The following is a 14,798-nucleotide window of genomic DNA, read 5'->3' as shown; positions in this document are numbered from 1 at the left end:
CGGACGGTCAATCGCCGCGCCTGAACGGTTCAGGCGAATGGCGAATGGTTGCCGAACGATGCCTTGCCCGCCGTTTCACGCCGCCCTGAGCAGCATGTCGATCCATCCGGAGAAGGGGGCGAACGCATGTCGGCAAAGGCGGTTTCCAGGCGCGCAGGCAACCCGGTGCGGGTTGCCGCCAACGACACGATAGGTGCGCCGCGGGTGGCGAACGGCCGGACAGGCGAGCGGCGTGCCGGCGGTGCGTTGCCGACGATGCGTGCCTCGGCCAGGCGCAACGCGGCGCGCGTGGAGGGCAGGGAGCCGGCCCGGCGCAAGGCCAAGCGCGGCCGGCGCGCACCGAGCCTGGGAGGACGCATGGCCGCCGCGATCCGCGCGGCACGCCTGCGCGCCTGCCGCGCAGCGGAGGAGTTCGGGTTGCGCCGATAGGAACCGCTTGTGCGGGCGGCCCTGCATGGTCGATCCGGGATCGTGTCCATGGCATCCACGGGGGGGAGGGAGGTTTCGCCGGAGCCGTTCAGGCTCTAGAGTGCGCACCGCGACCTGCAGGCCGCGCCCGTCCCCCGGATCACCGCCCCATGCAAACCCGCGTCGAACCCGTCGCTGCCCCCGCGTTGCCCGCGGAGCCGCGCACCGCCTTTGCCGTGCTCGGTGCGATCAGCTTCTCGCACCTGCTCAACGACATGATCCAGTCGCTGATCGTGGCGATCTATCCGCTGCTCAAGAGCGGCTTCGCGTTGAGCTTCGCCCAGGTCGGCCTGATCACCCTGACCTACCAGCTCACCGCCTCGCTGTTACAGCCGCTGGTGGGCGTGGCGACCGACCGGCGACCGATGCCGTACTCGCTGCCGGTGGGCATGGGTTTCACCCTGTGCGGCCTGCTGCTGCTGGCGGTGGCGCCGAACTTCCCGGTGCTGCTGGTCGCCGCGGCGCTGGTCGGCACGGGCTCGTCGGTGTTCCATCCGGAGTCTTCGCGGGTGGCGCGGATGGCATCCGGCGGCCGGCACGGCCTGGCGCAATCGCTGTTCCAGGTCGGCGGCAACACGGGCTCTTCGCTGGGGCCGCTGCTGGCGGCCTGGGTCATCGTGCCGCACGGGCGCGGCAGCGTGGCCTGGTTCTCGCTGGCGGCGTTGCTGGCGATCGTCGTGCTGCTGCGCGTGAGCGGCTGGTACCGCGCTCACCACGCCAGCCGTGGCGCGGTCCGACGGCACCACGCGCAGGTGACGCTGACGCGCAACCGCGTGCTGCTCTCGCTGCTGATCCTGGGCCTGCTGATCTTCTCCAAGTATTTCTATCTGGCGAGCCTTTCCAGCTATTACACGTTCTATCTGATCGACCGGTTCGGCGTGTCCGTGCAGAGCGCGCAGACGCACCTGTTCGTGTTCCTGGCCGCGGTAGCCGCAGGCTCGCTGATCGGCGGGCCGGTGGGCGACCGGATCGGGCGCAAGCTGGTGATCTGGATTTCCATCCTGGGCGTGGCGCCGTTCGCGCTGCTGCTGCCGCACGCCAGCCTGTTCTGGACCGGCGCGCTGAGCGTGGTGATCGGCCTGGTGCTGTCCTCGGCGTTCTCGGCCATCCTGGTCTACGCACAGGAGCTGCTGCCCGGGCGCGTGGGCATGGTCTCGGGGCTGTTCTTCGGCTTTGCCTTCGGCATGGGCGGCATCGGCGCGGCGGTGCTCGGCCAGCTCGCCGACGTGCACGGGATCGAATATGTCTACCGCTTGTGCGCGTACCTGCCGCTGATGGGGCTGATCACCGTGTTCCTGCCCGAACTGGATCGGCCGCGATCCGCCGCGAGCCTGCCAACGCGCTAGCATGGCCTTGATCCGCGCGTGGCGCGGCACGACACCAAAGAGGGAATCCATGCGTTCGAGCAACCCGGTACTGCGCGAGAACACTTTCCAGGGCCTGTTCGCCGAAGGCGACCGGATGACGGTGAACGGCACCGTGGCCAAGACCGGCCTGCTGCTCCTGCTGGCTGTGGTCACCGGCGGCTGGACCTGGCACCGCTTCGACACGCTGGTGGCCGCCGGCGACGTGGCGGGCGCCTTCGCCGCCATCTCCCCCTTCATGTGGGGCGGCCTGATCGTGGGCTTCGTGCTGGCGCTGGCCAGCGCCTTCCTGCGCCAGTGGTCGGGCATCACGGCGCCGTTGTATGCGATCGCCGAAGGCTTTGCGCTGGGCGGCATTTCGGCCTTCATGGAACTGCGCTACCACGGCATCGTGCTGCAGGCGATCATGCTTACCGCCGGCGTGCTGGCGATCATGCTGGTGCTCTATCGCACGCGGGTGATCAAGGTCACCGACAAGTTCCGCACCGGCGTGGTTGCCGCCACGGGCGCGATCATGCTGCTTTACCTGGTGGACATCGGGCTGCGCGCGTTCACCAGCATCCAGGTGCCCTTCATCCACGAGTCCGGCCTGCTGGGCATCGGCTTCAGCCTGCTGGTGGTCGGCCTGGCGGCGCTCAACCTGGCGCTGGACTTCGACCTGATCGAGCGCGGCACGCAGGCCGGTGCGCCGAAGTACATGGAGTGGTACGGCGCATTCGCGCTGATGGTCACGCTGGTGTGGCTGTATATGGAGATCCTGCGGCTGCTGTCGAAAGCTCGCCGCTGAGCGACCTGTAGGGCGGGCTTCAGTCCACCGTGGGTGTTGCCGGCAAGATCGGTGGTGGGCTGAAGCCCACCCTACGTCGCCTGCGCAAATCTCGCACGCCTGCGAAGGCGCATGCCGCTCAGACGACGACCGGCTCCGGCTCCAGCCGCACGCCGAATTTCGCCTCGACCCCCGCGATGACTTTCTGCGCCAGCGCCCACAGTTCGGCGCCGCTGGCATGGCCGTGGTTGACCAGCACCAGGGCGTGGCGATTGGACATGCCGGCGTCGCCCTCGCGATGGCCCTTGAAGCCCGCCGCTTCGATCAGCCAGGCGGCCGAGAGTTTCCAGCGGCCGTCGCTGCCCGGCCAGGCAACCAGTTGCGGATGCTCGCGCCTGAGCGATTCGCCGAGCGCCGCCGCGACGATCGGGTTCTTGAAGAAGCTGCCGGCGTTGCCGATCACCGCCGGATCCGGAAGCTTGCGGGTGCGCAGGTGCACCACCGCCTCGGCGACGTGGAACGGCGCGGGCTTGTCCACGCCCATGCGTGCCAGTTCCTCGGCGATGCCGGCATAGCCGGTGCGCAGTTCGCGCTGGCGGGGCAGGGCGAAGCGCACGGCGGTGACGACGTAGCGGCCCGGCTCGCGCTTGAACAGCGAATAGCGGTAGGCGAACGCGCAGGCGGCGTTGTCGAGCGAGACCACGCGGCGCTCGAGCCGGTCCCAGGCTTCCACGCTTTCGACGAACTCGGCCACTTCCGTGCCGTAGGCACCGATGTTCTGGATCGGCGCGGCGCCCACGGTGCCCGGAATCAGGATCAGGTTTTCCAGGCCGGCGAAGCCCTGGCCCAGCGTCCAGCGCACGAAATCGTCCCAGCGCTCGCCGGCGGCCACGGCGATGCGCGCGATGTCGCCATCCTGCTCGACCTGCACGCCGCGGGTGGCCATCGCCACCACCGTGCCGTCGAAATCGCCGGTGAGCAGCAGGTTGCTGCCTTCGCCCAGCACCAGCAGCGGACGATCGCGCACGGCGGGGAAGTCGAGCAGCTCCGGCAGCTTGGCGGCCTCGCGGATCTCGGCCAGCAGACTGGCGCGGGCGGCCACGCGCAGGGTATTGCGGGCGGCCAGCGGTGCGTTCTCGATCAACGTGTAGCCGCCCATGTCGATGCGCTCAGGCTGCATCGGTCGCTCCATGCTGGCGGCGGATCTCGTTGACGCACTCGGCGACAAGCGCAGGCCCGCGATAGATCAGGCCGGAGTAGAGTTGCAGCAGGTCGGCGCCGGCGCCCAGTTTCTCCATCGCATCGCTGCCGTCGAGGATGCCGCCCACGCCGATGATCGGCACCTGCGGTCCCAGCCGCGCGCGCATGCCGCGAAGCACTTCGGTGGAGCGTGCGAACAGCGGCTTGCCGGAAAGCCCGCCGGCCTCATGGCCGTGCGGATCGCTGGTCACGGCACGGTGGTCGATCGTGGTATTGGTACAGATCACGCCATCGATGCCGGTGCTGCGCAGCACCTCGGCGATGCCGTCGAGCTCGGCCTCGGCCAGGTCCGGCGCGATCTTCAGCAGCATCGGCTTGCGCGCGCCGGCCTGGCAGCCCAGCCGCTCCTGCGCCTCGCGCAGCGTGTCGATGAAGCGCCGCAACGTGGCCTCCTGCTGCAGGTCGCGCAGGCCCTGGGTGTTGGGCGAGGAGATGTTGACCGTGACGTAGCTGGCGTGGCGGTAGACGCGCTCCAGGCAGAACAGGTAGTCGTCGACCGCGCGTTCGTTGGGCGTGTCCTTGTTCTTGCCGATGTTGATGCCGAGCACGCCGCGATAGCTCGACGCCTCGACGTTGCGAACCAGCGCGTCGACGCCCTCGTTGTTGAAGCCCAGCCGGTTGATGATCGCCTCGTGGTCGCGCAGGCGGAACATACGCGGCCTGGGGTTGCCCGGCTGCGGGCGCGGCGTCACTGTGCCCACCTCGATGTAGCCGAAGCCCAGCGCGCCGAGCTCGTCGATGTGCGCGGCGTTCTTGTCCAGCCCGGCGGCCAGGCCGACCGGATTGGGAAAGCGGATGCCGAAGGCCGTGACCGGCAGGTCCTGCGGCGGCGTGGCGACGAAGCGGCCGAGGTGGCTGCGATGGGCCACGCCCAGCGCATACAGGGTGAGCCGGTGCGCGGCCTCGGCGTCGAGGGCGAACAGCAGTGGGCGGAGGCGGTCGTACATGGCTTATCCGTTGAGGCTCTGTCCACCGTCGACGCACAGCGTCTGCCCGGTGATCCAGGCGGCGTAAGGCGAGGCGAGGAACAGGGCGGCGTGGGCGATTTCCTCCGGCGCACCGAAGCGGCCGAACGGAATCCTGGCCAGCGTGGCCTGGTAGAGCGTCGGCGCCTCGCGGCTACGGCGGTCCCACAGGCCGTCGGGGAATTCGATGGAGCCGGGTGCGATGGCGTTGACGCGGATGCGGTCTTCGGCAAGGGCCAGCGCCTGCGAGGTGGTGTATTGGCTGAGAGCGGCCTTCACTGCCGCGTAGGGCGCACCGTGGCGGCGGGGATGGAGGGCCGCGATGGAACTGGTGTGCAGGATGGACGCATGCGGCGAGGTCTTGAGATAAGGCAGGGCGGCGCGTGAGGCGCGCACGGCGGCCATCAGGTCCACCTCGAACCCGCGGGTCCAGCCTTCGTCGTCGTCGCTGAAGCCGTAGCCGCTGGCATTGTTGACCAGCACATCGAGGCCATTCAGCGCGTCGACGGCACTGGCGACGTATGTCGTGATGGCTTGCGGGTCGGCCAGGTCGCAGCGGGCCGCGTGCACCGGATGGCCGAAGGCGGCCAGTTCCTGCCGCGTGGCTTCCAGCGCCTCTTCGCCGCGGGCGCAGATCGAAACCGCGGCGCCGGCCTGAGCGAAGGCCAGCGCGATGCTGCGGCCGATGCCCTTGCTGCCGCCGGCGACCAGCACGCGGTAGCCGCTGAAGTCGAAGGCGTTACCGGGCATGTCAGTGGAAGAACGAAGAGCCGAAGCCGATCGACAGGCCCAGCACGATGGCGGCGATGACGAACAGCAACGCGATCAACCCGAAGGCGAGCTGCACGTAGCCCAGCACCAGGCCCGCGACTGCCAGACCGTCGCCTTCCTGCTGGCCTTGCGAGCGGCGGATCTCACCGCGTGCGATATGGCCGCAAACAATTGCCACGATGGCGCCGACCACTGGAATGATGCTCCAGGTGGCAATGCCGAAAACCAGGCTGACCACGGCCATGGCGCTGGTGGTGCGATGGACGGGAGGCGTTGCGTTCATGGCGTCGGTCCTCGCGAGGATCTGCCTGCTGCCGGGAAAGACGAAACTGCCTGGACGGAATTCCCGAAAAAAAGCGGGAACCGATGCTGATTCTGGCACCAGCGCGCGCACGATGGAGGGTGACCGCTCCTTCGGACGGGCCGCCGCAGGGGCAGAGGGGTCATGCCTGCGGGACGAAGGGTCTCCCCCTGTCCCTGAAACGCTCTCCCCCGGCAGGCCGGGGGAGAGCGCGCTTTTACACCGTGAACTTGATGCCCTGCGCCAGCGGCAGCGCGTCGGAGTAGTTGATGGTGTTGGTCTGGCGGCGCATGTACGCCTTCCACGCGTCGGAGCCCGACTCGCGGCCGCCGCCGGTTTCCTTCTCGCCGCCGAAGGCGCCGCCGATCTCGGCGCCGGAAGTGCCGATGTTGACGTTGGCGATGCCGCAGTCCGAACCGGCCGACGAAAGGAACTGCTCGCCCGCGCGCAGGTTGTTGGTGAAGATGGCCGAGGACAGGCCCTGCGGCACGTCGTTCTGCATCTCGATGGCCTCATCGAGCGTCTTGAACGGCATCACGTACAGGATCGGCGCGAACGTCTCGGTCTGCACCACGTCGTCGGAATTCTTCACCCCGGTGATGATGGTCGGCAGCACGAAGTTGCCCTTGCGGTCGGTCAGCGCCGCACCGCCGGTGCGCACGGTGCCGCCGGCGGCCTTGGCCTTTTCGATGGCGGCCAGGTAACCCTGCACGGCCTCGGGGCTGTTGAGCGGGCCCATCAGCGTGGTGGCCTGGGTCGGGTCGCCGATCTTGCCTTCGACCTGCTTGTAGGCCTGCACCAGCGTGTCGAGCACGTTGTCGAAGATCGATTCATGGATGAACAGCCGGCGCGTGCTGGTGCAACGCTGGCCGGCGGTGCCGACGGAGCCGAACACGATGCCGGGGATGGCGAGCTTCAGGTCCGCCGTGTCGTCCAGGATGATCGCGTTGTTGCCGCCCAGCTCGAGCAGCGAACGGCCCAGACGGCGCGCCACCCGCTCGCCGACCATGCGGCCGACCTTGGTCGAACCGGTGAAGCTGATCAGCGGGATGCGCTTGTCGTCGACGAACGCCTGCGACAGCTCCGTGCCGGCATCGTTGAACAGGAAGAAGATGTCCGGGAAGCCGGCATCCTTGAGGGCCTCGTTGCAGATCTTCATGGTGGCGATCGCCGACAGCGAGGCCTTGGGCGAGGGCTTCCAGATGCAGATGTCGCCGCAGGCGGCGGCCAGCATCGCGTTCCAGGCCCACACGGCGACCGGGAAGTTGAACGCGCTGATGATGCCGACCAGACCCAGCGGCTGGTACTGCTCGTACATGCGGTGGCCGGGGCGCTCCGAATGCATGGTGTAACCGTGCAGCATGCGGCTCTGGCCGACCGCGAAATCGGCGATGTCGATCATCTCCTGCACTTCGCCGTCGCCCTCGGGCTTGATCTTGCCCATCTCCAGCGCGACCAGCGAGCCCAGCGCGTCCTTGTGCTTGCGCAGCGCTTCGCCGCACAGGCGCACGGCTTCGCCACGCTGCGGCGCCGGGGTGGTGCGCCAGACCTTGAAGGCTTCCTGCGCGCGCTTGACGATGGTCTCGTAGTCGGCCGCGCTGGAGGCGTGCACGGTGGCGATCACCTCGCCCGTGGCCGGGTTCACCGGCTTGAGCGTGCCGGCGTCGGTGGTCTTGGACCACTCGCCGTTGCCGAGATAGGTGCCGGACTGCGTATCGCCCAGGCCGAGCGCCTTGAGAATATCGTGGGACATGCGTGACTCCTTTGGATCGGGCACATTGGACGTGCCGGACTATTGCGAAACGGCCATTCTAGCAGGGTGGTTCCGGCTGCTTCCCCGTGGCTCCCTGCAGGAGCGCAGCTGTGCGCACCGCCATGCATCCCGGTAACGCACAGGTGCGCTCCTGCAGGGGGACGCGGCCACCATGCCCGGTCGCGCCCGAAGGCACTCCCGCAAGGGTTCCGCGCCGGCAGGAATCGCGCCGGGCGCCCATCCATGCCAGAATCCGCGCCGCGCCCCCGTAGCTCAGTTGGATAGAGCGGCCCCCTCCTAAGGGGCAGGTCGTACGTTCGAATCGTATCGGGGGCACCATTCGAAGGCCGGCATCGCCGGCCTTTTTTTATCGTGTCCGGTACGAGCCATACCGGCCGCGCCGAGACCCTGTAGAGCCCACTTGTGGGCGATGCCTGGCTCTGGTGCCACCAAAAGTGCATCGCCCACAAGTGGGCTCCTGCAACATTCCGCCCGATAAGCCCTCTCGCTGATCTCCGCCCGACCGACCCCAATCAACACAGCCTGGGCGGAGCCGGTGCTATACCGGCGCTTCCGTTGCGGCCCCGCCGCGCTACCGGGAGAAAAGCCTTGGCCCGCCTGTCGCGTTCCGGCCCGTTGCTGTTCATTACCGGCATCGTCTTCGTGCTGCTCGGCCTTGCTCTCCTTATCGGCGGCATCTGGCTGCTGGCGTTGGGCGGCTCCGGGTACTACCTGATCGCGGGGCTGGGCCTGGTGGCCACGGGCGTGCTGCTGGGATCAGGACGCACGCTGGCGTTGTGGCTGTATGCGCTGGTGCTGCTGGGCAGCACGGGGTGGGCGCTTTACGAGGTCCGGCTGGACTGGTGGCAACTGCTGCCGCGGCTGGATGTGTGGTTCGTGCTGGCGCTGTGGCTGTGGCTGCCGTTCGTCAACCGCCGGCTGGGCGCGGTCGACGCTGCGCACCGCGCCGTACCGGATGGTTCGTTGCGTGGCGGGCGCTGGGCGATCGGGATCACCGTGGCGATCGCATTGCTGGTCGGGCTGGTCTCGCTGGTACGCTCGCCGCACGATCGTCCGGGCCAGGTCTCCGATGCGCGGATGAACGCCACCGGCGAGACGGCGGCGCCATTGACCCGGCCAGGGGACTGGACCGCCTACGGCCATTCCGGTTACGGCGACCGTTATTCGCCCGCCCGCCAGATCACGCCGCAGAACGTCGATAAGTTAACAGTGGCCTGGACCTTCCACACCGGCGACTTGCCAGGCCCGGCCGACCCCAGGGAGATCGCCAACGAGGTCACGCCGCTCAAGGCCAACGGCATGCTGTACCTGTGCACGCCGCACAACATCGTGATCGCGTTGAATCCGGACACGGGTCGCGAGATCTGGCGCTTCGACCCGCGCATCAATCGCGATGCCAAGGGCTATCAGCACATGATCTGCCGCGGCGTGGCCTATTATGACTCCGGCGCCTACGCCGCTCAGGCCGCGGCCATGGGGCTCCCGGCCGATCGCGCGCTGGCCGCCGCGGCCTCGGCGCCCACGCCGGCGGGCGCGGTCGCGCCCACGGCGATCAAGGTCGACACCTGCCCGCGACGCATCTTCGCGCCCACCGCCGATGCCACCATCGTGGCGATCAATGCCGACAACGGACAACCCTGCCGCGACTTCGGCGACAACGGCAGTATCGGGCTGTACCACGACCAGCCGATGAAGAAGCCGGGCTACCTCAACCCGACCTCGCCGCCGACGGTCACCCGCCACGTGCTGATCGTGGGAGCCAGCGTTACCGACAACGCCTCCACCGACGAGCCCTCCGGCGTGATCCGCGGCTATGACATCGACACCGGCCGGCTGCGGTGGAACTGGGATCCCTCCGAGCCTGACCAGACCCGGCCGCTGCCGCCGGGGCAGACCTACATCCGCAATTCGCCCAACGCCTGGAGCGTGTTCAGCGTCGACGAGAAGCTGGGCCTGGTCTACCTGCCGATGGGCAACCAGACGCCCGACATCTGGGGTGGTCGGCGCGACCCGCAGGGCGAGCAATACAGCAGCGCGATCGTGGCGCTGGACATCGCCACCGGCCAGGTGCGCTGGGTCTACCAGACCGTGCACCACGACCTGTGGGACATGGATATCGGCGGCCAGCCGACGCTGGTCGACCTCGACATGCCGCAGGGCAGGGTGCCGGCGCTGGTCACCTCGACCAAGCGCGGCGACATCTACGTGCTGGACCGGCGCGATGGCCACCTGCTGGTGCCCGCACCCGAACGGCCGGTGCCGCAGGGCGCCGCCAGGGGCGATCACGTTTCGCCGACCCAGCCGTTCTCCGCGCTCAGCTTCGCGCCCGAACGAGCGCTGCGCGAGGCCGACATGTGGGGCACCACGCCCTACGACCAACTGGTCTGCCGCATTGCGTTCAAGCGGCTGCGCTACCAGGGCATTTTCACGCCGCCCTCGGTGCAGGGCTCGCTGGTCTACCCGGGCGACTACGGCATTTTCGACTGGGGCGGCATCGCGATCGACCCGGTGCGCCAGGTGGCGATCCTCAATCCCAGTTACATGGCCTTCGTGTCGAGGTTGTATCCGCGCGAGGAGGCCAGGGACATGAAGGGCGACGGTAGCGAGCACGGGCTGCAGCCGATGAAGGGCACGCCGTTCGCGGTCGACCTCAGTCCCTTGTTGTCGCCCTTCGGCGTGCCATGCCAGGCGCCGCCGTGGGGCTACCTGGCGGCAGTGGACCTGACCACCATGCAGAAGGTGTGGATGTACAAGAACGGCACCATCGAGGACCAGGCGCCGTTCGGCATCCCGCTCCCGCTGGGCGTACCCAGCCTGGGCGGGCCGATGGTCACCGCCGGTGGCGTGGCGTTCCTGAGCGGCACGCTGGATGCCTACCTGCGCGCCTACGACATGCGTACCGGCGACAAGCTGTGGCAGGCGCGCTTGCCGGCCGGTGGGCAGGCGACGCCGATGACGTACGTCTCCGAACGGACCGGCCGGCAGTACGTGGTGGTGATGGCCGGCGGACACCGGTCGCTGGGCACGAAGATCGGCGATGCGCTGATCGCCTATGCGCTGCCGAAACCATCCGCCAAGTAGAGGGAGGAGGGCGGGGGGCTGAAGCCCACCCTACGGTCCGCAGGCTGGGCTTCAGCTCAGCGCTTCCCGGCCCTTGCCGCCATCGGCACACCGCCGTCGGCCGATGGTAAGGTTGTCCAGCCGGCGTACCAGAGGTTTCCGCAGCAGTGAGCAAGGCCAAAGCGACGTCGATCGACATCGCCCACCTGGCGGGGGTTTCCCAGGCGACGGTTTCGCGCGCCCTGCGCGGCAGCCCGCTGGTCAGCGAGGAAACCCGCGAACGCATCCGCGCCGCCGCCGAGCAGCTGCGCTACAAGGTCGACAAGAACGCCTCCAACCTGCGCCTGCAGCATTCGGGCACGCTGGCGCTGCTGCTGTTCGAGGATCCGACCACCGACGGCTCCAACATCAACCCGTTCTTCCTGTCGATGCTGGGCTCGATCACCCGCGCCTGCGCGCAGCAGGGGTTCGACCTGCTGGTGTCGTTCCAGCAGTTCTCCACCGACTGGCACGCCGACTACGCCGACAGCAAGAAGGCCGACGGCATCATCCTGCTCGGCTACGGCGACTACCACGCCTACCGTGCGCGGCTGGAGCAACTGGTGGCCATCGGCACCCGCTTCGTGCGTTGGGGCGCGGTGCAGCCAGGCCAGCCCGGTGTGTCGGTCGGCTGCGACAACTTCAGCGGCGGCCAGGCGGTGGCGCGGCACTTCATCGAACAGGGCTGCCGGCGGATCGCCTTCCTCGGTGACGCGTCCAGCCACTATCCCGAATTCTTCGAACGCTACCGCGGCTATGCCGAAGCGCTGCGACAGGCCGGCCTCGATGTCGACGAGGCGCTGCAGGTGGACGCCGAGAGCACGCAGATGAGTGGCGACCAGGCGATGTCCGAACTGATTGCCCGCGGCGTCGCCTTCGATGCCGTATTCGCCGCCAGCGACCTGATCGCCATCGGCGCCATGCGCGCGCTGGCCGAGCAGGGCTACAAGGTGCCTACGGACGTGCCCGTCGCCGGCTTCGACGATATTCCCATGGCGCGCTTCGCCCATCCGCCACTCACCACCGTGCTGCAGGACACCCGCAGCGCCGGCGAGGTACTGGTGGACAACCTGCTGAAGATGATCCGCGGCGAGCCGGCACAGAGCCAGATGCTGCCGGTGAAGCTGATGGTGCGACAGTCGAGCGCGCGGTCCCGGTAGCACGCATTCCCGTAGGTAGTGCCCTTGGGCGCGACTTGGACATTCCGGTCGCGCCCAAGTGCGCTCCTACAAATTCTCGAACACCTTTTCTCGCGCGACGCATTCGTAGTGGGCCCTACAAGAGCCGAGCAGGCGATTCGAGGTCTCCTACAGGGAAGGTGACGGTCGTGGCGGAAACGCCCAGCGCAGGAACACCGGCAGCATCTGCGCCCACGACGCCTGCTGGTGATGCCCGCCAGGGAGCAGAAACACGGTCACGTCCGGGTTGCTGCCGAGGGTCGTGTAACCAAGCTGGCGCAGGCCCCGACGCTGCACGTCGCCGCCGCGGTAACCGCCCACTAGGTCTTGCAGGTCGTCGATCACGTCGATCACGCCGTCGTGGTCACGGTCGTTGGTTTCCTCATCGGTGCCGCCGGCGAACCAGAACTTCAGCCCTTCGCGTTTCGGTCCCCGATCGACCAGCGACTGTGCCAGCCGGCTGCGCTGCACCGAGTCCGCCGTGCTGCGGTCGCCCGCCAGCCAGAACGAGGGTGACAGGGCGCCGACCTTGCCGAACACGTCCGGGTACTGCCAGCCCAGGTTGAACGCGTTGAGCGCGCCCAGGGACCAGCCCATTACCGCGCACTCGCGGGCATCGGCTCGGGTGCGGTAGTGCGCATCGATGTAAGGCACCAGGGTCGTGGCCACCCAGGCCGAGTAGTCCGCGGCCCGCAGGCCGATGGCGCCGATCCTCGAGCCGCCGACCACGCTCTGCCCGCGCTTGCGATCGGAAAGCCCGTAGCCGCTGGCGCGGTCGTGCAGCATGTCGATGGCGACCACGATGATGGGCTCGATGACCTGCTCGCCAGACAGATGGGCCAGCGTCGCCTGCAGGCCGACCGCCAGCATGTCCTGGCCGTCGTTGGCATACAGCACCGGGTAGTGGGCAGTCGAATCCGCGTACCCGGGCGGGAGGTAGACCGTGACGTGGATGCGCTCGGGCGCGAAGACGGGGGCATCGAGGTCGAGTTTCTGCACCTGCGCGCGAGCCGGGCAGGGAAGCAGCACGAGCAGGGCGAACCACCAACCGGCCAGGAGCCGCGCAGGGTGGGCTTCAGCCCACCATGCACGGCACGGCGACGGGCGGTGGGCTGAAGCCCACCCTGCAAAGCGGTCAGTCATCCGGGTGGCTCTTGTCGCGCATCAGCCGGGTAAGTTCGGTCACCAGGTCGGTGCGGGTGGCCGGCGCGTCGAGCAGGTACACCGCCACGTCGTGCGGTCCCACGCCGGCTTCCAGCGCACCACCCTCCGCCACGTCGACGTCCTTGCCGCCCAGCGCAGCCTGCCAGTGGCCCGGTTGCAGGTACTTCGTCACATGGAACCGGGCGGCCTTGTCACCCTTGTTGAGCAGCACCAGTGCGATCTGGTGCGCGCCGCCTTTCTGGTACACGCGATAGAACGCGGCCTGGTCGCCGCCCATGTGCTCGACGAGCATCAGCCCGCGCTGCAGTGCGGGTGTTCTGGTACGCAGGTTGGCGATGCGCTTGAGCTGGCGATAGATCGGGCTATTGCCTGCCGCATCGATGCGCGCCTGGCCGTAATAGTTGCGGTTGCCCTGATGCTCCGCGCGGCCGCGTTCGAAGCCGGTTTCCGAGCCGTAGTAGACCGCCGGGATGCCGCGCGTGGTGAACAGCCAGTTGTTGGCGTCGATGAAACCGCTGTCGCTGGCGTCCATGCGCGCCATGTCGTGGTTGTCGTAGAAGGTGACCAGCTCGTACGGGTTCTCGTACGGCCCGTTGGTCAGGTAGAGCTTCGACTGAAGCTGCGCGTAGTCGCTGCCCGGGTGCTCGAACACCGCCTTGATCGCGCCCTGCTGGGGAAAGTCGAGCAGGCTGATGCCGCCGTTCTTCGGCCAGGTGAATTTGCCGATGTTGTCCGGGCTGTAGTCGAACGCCTCGCCGTACATGAAGAAGCCCGGGTGCTTCGCGCGAATGCGCGCGGAGAACTGGCGCCAGAACGCAGTGGACAGGTGGCTGATGGTGTCGATCCGGAAGCCGTCCGCGCCCTGGCCGATCCATTGCAGGTACGCGCCGGTGAAGTAGTCCAGCACGGCCGGGTTGGCCTCGTCGTTGTTGGACAGCTGCGCCAGGTCCTCGTAGGCGTGGTAGAAGCGGTGCAGCGGGTTGTGCCGGGGATCGAGCTGCCATGGCGGCAGGTTCTGCTGGTCGGCGACGAGCTTGCCGTGCGCATCGAAGATCTGTCCGAACTGCGGCTGGCGCACCGGCATGGTGAACGCGGGCGAGCCGTGGTTGAGCACGATGTCCTGCACCACTTTCAGTCCCGCCTCGTGCATGCCGGCGGTGAACTGCGCGAAGTCCAGGCCCTTGCTCGGCAGGTGTTCGTCCAGCTTGTAGAAGTTGATGCCCCAGTAGCCGTGGAAGCCGGTCTTGCCGCGGTCGGAGAACTTCGAGCCCCAGTACACCGGGTCGCCGCCGGTGAACGCCTGGTCGGGGTTGTCCACGATGGGCGTGATCCATACGGCGCCGAAGCCCATGCCGCGGATGTAGCCGGCATTGTCCAGCACGCCCCTGAAGTCGCCACCCAGGTAGCCGATGTTCGCGCTCTCGCCCTTGGGCGCACCCGGCACCGGAATGTCGAACGTGGGATGCGCGCCGCCCTGGTCGCGGTGGTCGTTGGAAGGATCGCCGTTGACGAAGCGATCGGTCATCACGAAATAGATGGCGTTGGCGGCGAACGGCGCGGTGGTGCCGTAGAACTCGCGGGGCGCTGTGTCCGCGTGGGCGGTGCCCAGGCCGAGCGTACATGTCAGGCACAGGGTGCCGATCTTGAGCTTCATGTTGCGTCCTTGGAACGATATGGGAGAGCCGGCC

At 68.1% G+C, this 14,798-nt stretch carries 12 protein-coding genes and 1 tRNA gene; 6 read left to right on the top strand and 7 right to left on the bottom strand.

Features of this window, described 5'->3' with window-relative positions; translation table 11 throughout:
- Positions 1 to 126: 126 nt before the first annotated feature.
- The 3 genes from OSC30_RS00805 to OSC30_RS00795 all read left to right on the top strand — a co-directional run bounded on the left by OSC30_RS00805 (position 127) and on the right by OSC30_RS00795 (position 2,619).
- Positions 127 to 429 carry a hypothetical protein gene (locus OSC30_RS00805; protein WP_267169931.1) on the top strand — a complete coding sequence of 101 codons (303 nt, stop codon included), beginning with the start codon at positions 127 to 129 and terminating at the stop codon, positions 427 to 429.
- A gap of 149 nt (positions 430 to 578) precedes the next feature.
- Positions 579 to 1,814 (top strand): MFS transporter, encoded by a 1,236-nt coding sequence (locus OSC30_RS00800; RefSeq protein WP_267169930.1) that lies wholly within the window; start codon positions 579 to 581, stop codon positions 1,812 to 1,814.
- A gap of 49 nt (positions 1,815 to 1,863) precedes the next feature.
- Positions 1,864 to 2,619 (top strand): Bax inhibitor-1/YccA family protein, encoded by a 756-nt coding sequence (locus tag OSC30_RS00795; protein ID WP_267169929.1) that lies wholly within the window; start codon positions 1,864 to 1,866, stop codon positions 2,617 to 2,619.
- Positions 2,620 to 2,737: 118 nt separating this feature from the next.
- Here OSC30_RS00795 and murB read toward each other — a convergent pair whose 3' ends face one another.
- From murB to amaB, 5 genes are all read right to left on the bottom strand, one after another.
- On the bottom strand, positions 2,738 to 3,757 hold the full coding sequence (gene murB / locus OSC30_RS00790) for a UDP-N-acetylmuramate dehydrogenase (RefSeq protein ID WP_267170133.1): 1,020 nt from the start codon (positions 3,755 to 3,757) through the stop codon (positions 2,738 to 2,740).
- Positions 3,758 to 3,767: 10 nt separating this feature from the next.
- Positions 3,768 to 4,805, bottom strand: coding sequence for a quinone-dependent dihydroorotate dehydrogenase (locus tag OSC30_RS00785; RefSeq protein WP_267169928.1), 1,038 nt, complete (start codon positions 4,803 to 4,805; stop codon positions 3,768 to 3,770).
- Positions 4,806 to 4,808: 3 nt separating this feature from the next.
- The gene (locus OSC30_RS00780; protein ID WP_267169927.1) at positions 4,809 to 5,573 is read right to left on the bottom strand and encodes an SDR family NAD(P)-dependent oxidoreductase; all 765 of its coding nucleotides are present in this window, start codon (positions 5,571 to 5,573) and stop codon (positions 4,809 to 4,811) included.
- Position 5,574: 1 nt separating this feature from the next.
- Positions 5,575 to 5,877 (bottom strand): DUF4190 domain-containing protein, encoded by a 303-nt coding sequence (locus OSC30_RS00775; RefSeq protein WP_267169926.1) that lies wholly within the window; start codon positions 5,875 to 5,877, stop codon positions 5,575 to 5,577.
- Positions 5,878 to 6,112: 235 nt separating this feature from the next.
- Positions 6,113 to 7,648, bottom strand: coding sequence for an L-piperidine-6-carboxylate dehydrogenase (amaB, locus tag OSC30_RS00770; RefSeq protein WP_267169925.1), 1,536 nt, complete (start codon positions 7,646 to 7,648; stop codon positions 6,113 to 6,115).
- 262 nt (positions 7,649 to 7,910) lie between these two features.
- Here amaB and OSC30_RS00765 point away from each other — a divergent pair.
- The 3 genes from OSC30_RS00765 (at position 7,911) to OSC30_RS00755 (ending at position 11,928) form a co-directional block, all read left to right on the top strand.
- Positions 7,911 to 7,987 (top strand) — tRNA-Arg (locus OSC30_RS00765).
- Between the two features lie 270 nt (positions 7,988 to 8,257).
- Positions 8,258 to 10,750: a membrane-bound PQQ-dependent dehydrogenase, glucose/quinate/shikimate family gene (locus OSC30_RS00760; protein WP_267169924.1), complete on the top strand. Its 2,493-nt coding sequence runs from the start codon at positions 8,258 to 8,260 to the stop codon at positions 10,748 to 10,750.
- A gap of 146 nt (positions 10,751 to 10,896) precedes the next feature.
- Positions 10,897 to 11,928 carry a LacI family DNA-binding transcriptional regulator gene (locus OSC30_RS00755; RefSeq protein ID WP_267169923.1) on the top strand — a complete coding sequence of 344 codons (1,032 nt, stop codon included), beginning with the start codon at positions 10,897 to 10,899 and terminating at the stop codon, positions 11,926 to 11,928.
- A 147-nt stretch (positions 11,929 to 12,075) separates the two neighbouring features.
- Here the strand turns inward: OSC30_RS00755 and OSC30_RS00750 are convergent, their stop codons facing one another.
- Together OSC30_RS00750 and OSC30_RS00745 are read right to left on the bottom strand one after the other, a co-directional pair.
- Positions 12,076 to 12,945, bottom strand: a complete 870-nt coding sequence (locus OSC30_RS00750; RefSeq protein ID WP_267169922.1) for an alpha/beta hydrolase — start codon at positions 12,943 to 12,945, stop codon at positions 12,076 to 12,078.
- A 136-nt stretch (positions 12,946 to 13,081) separates the two neighbouring features.
- On the bottom strand, positions 13,082 to 14,764 hold the full coding sequence (locus OSC30_RS00745) for an alpha-amylase family glycosyl hydrolase (protein WP_267169921.1): 1,683 nt from the start codon (positions 14,762 to 14,764) through the stop codon (positions 13,082 to 13,084).
- Between the last annotated feature and the right edge of the window lie 34 nt (positions 14,765 to 14,798).

It is taken from the genome of Frateuria hangzhouensis, assembly GCF_026410505.1.
GTDB classification, from domain to species: Bacteria; Pseudomonadota; Gammaproteobacteria; order Xanthomonadales; family Rhodanobacteraceae; genus Frateuria_A; species Frateuria_A hangzhouensis.
The sequence above is the reverse complement of the archived record's forward strand: the minus strand, read 5'-3'. Positions and strand labels throughout refer to the sequence as shown.

Excerpts from the sequence above, each read along its gene's own strand:
- OSC30_RS00805 (WP_267169931.1), top strand. The coding sequence starts at position 127 with ATGTCGGCAAAGGCGGTTTCCAGGCGCGCAGGCAACCCGGTGCGGGTT.
- OSC30_RS00800 (WP_267169930.1), top strand. The coding sequence starts at position 579 with ATGCAAACCCGCGTCGAACCCGTCGCTGCCCCCGCGTTGCCCGCGGAG.
- OSC30_RS00795 (WP_267169929.1), top strand. The coding sequence starts at position 1,864 with ATGCGTTCGAGCAACCCGGTACTGCGCGAGAACACTTTCCAGGGCCTG.
- murB (WP_267170133.1), bottom strand. The coding sequence starts at position 3,757 with ATGGGCGGCTACACGTTGATCGAGAACGCACCGCTGGCCGCCCGCAAT.
- OSC30_RS00785 (WP_267169928.1), bottom strand. The coding sequence starts at position 4,805 with ATGTACGACCGCCTCCGCCCACTGCTGTTCGCCCTCGACGCCGAGGCC.
- OSC30_RS00780 (WP_267169927.1), bottom strand. The coding sequence starts at position 5,573 with ATGCCCGGTAACGCCTTCGACTTCAGCGGCTACCGCGTGCTGGTCGCC.
- OSC30_RS00775 (WP_267169926.1), bottom strand. The coding sequence starts at position 5,877 with ATGAACGCAACGCCTCCCGTCCATCGCACCACCAGCGCCATGGCCGTG.
- amaB (WP_267169925.1), bottom strand. The coding sequence starts at position 7,648 with ATGTCCCACGATATTCTCAAGGCGCTCGGCCTGGGCGATACGCAGTCC.
- OSC30_RS00745 (WP_267169921.1), bottom strand. The coding sequence starts at position 14,764 with ATGAAGCTCAAGATCGGCACCCTGTGCCTGACATGTACGCTCGGCCTG.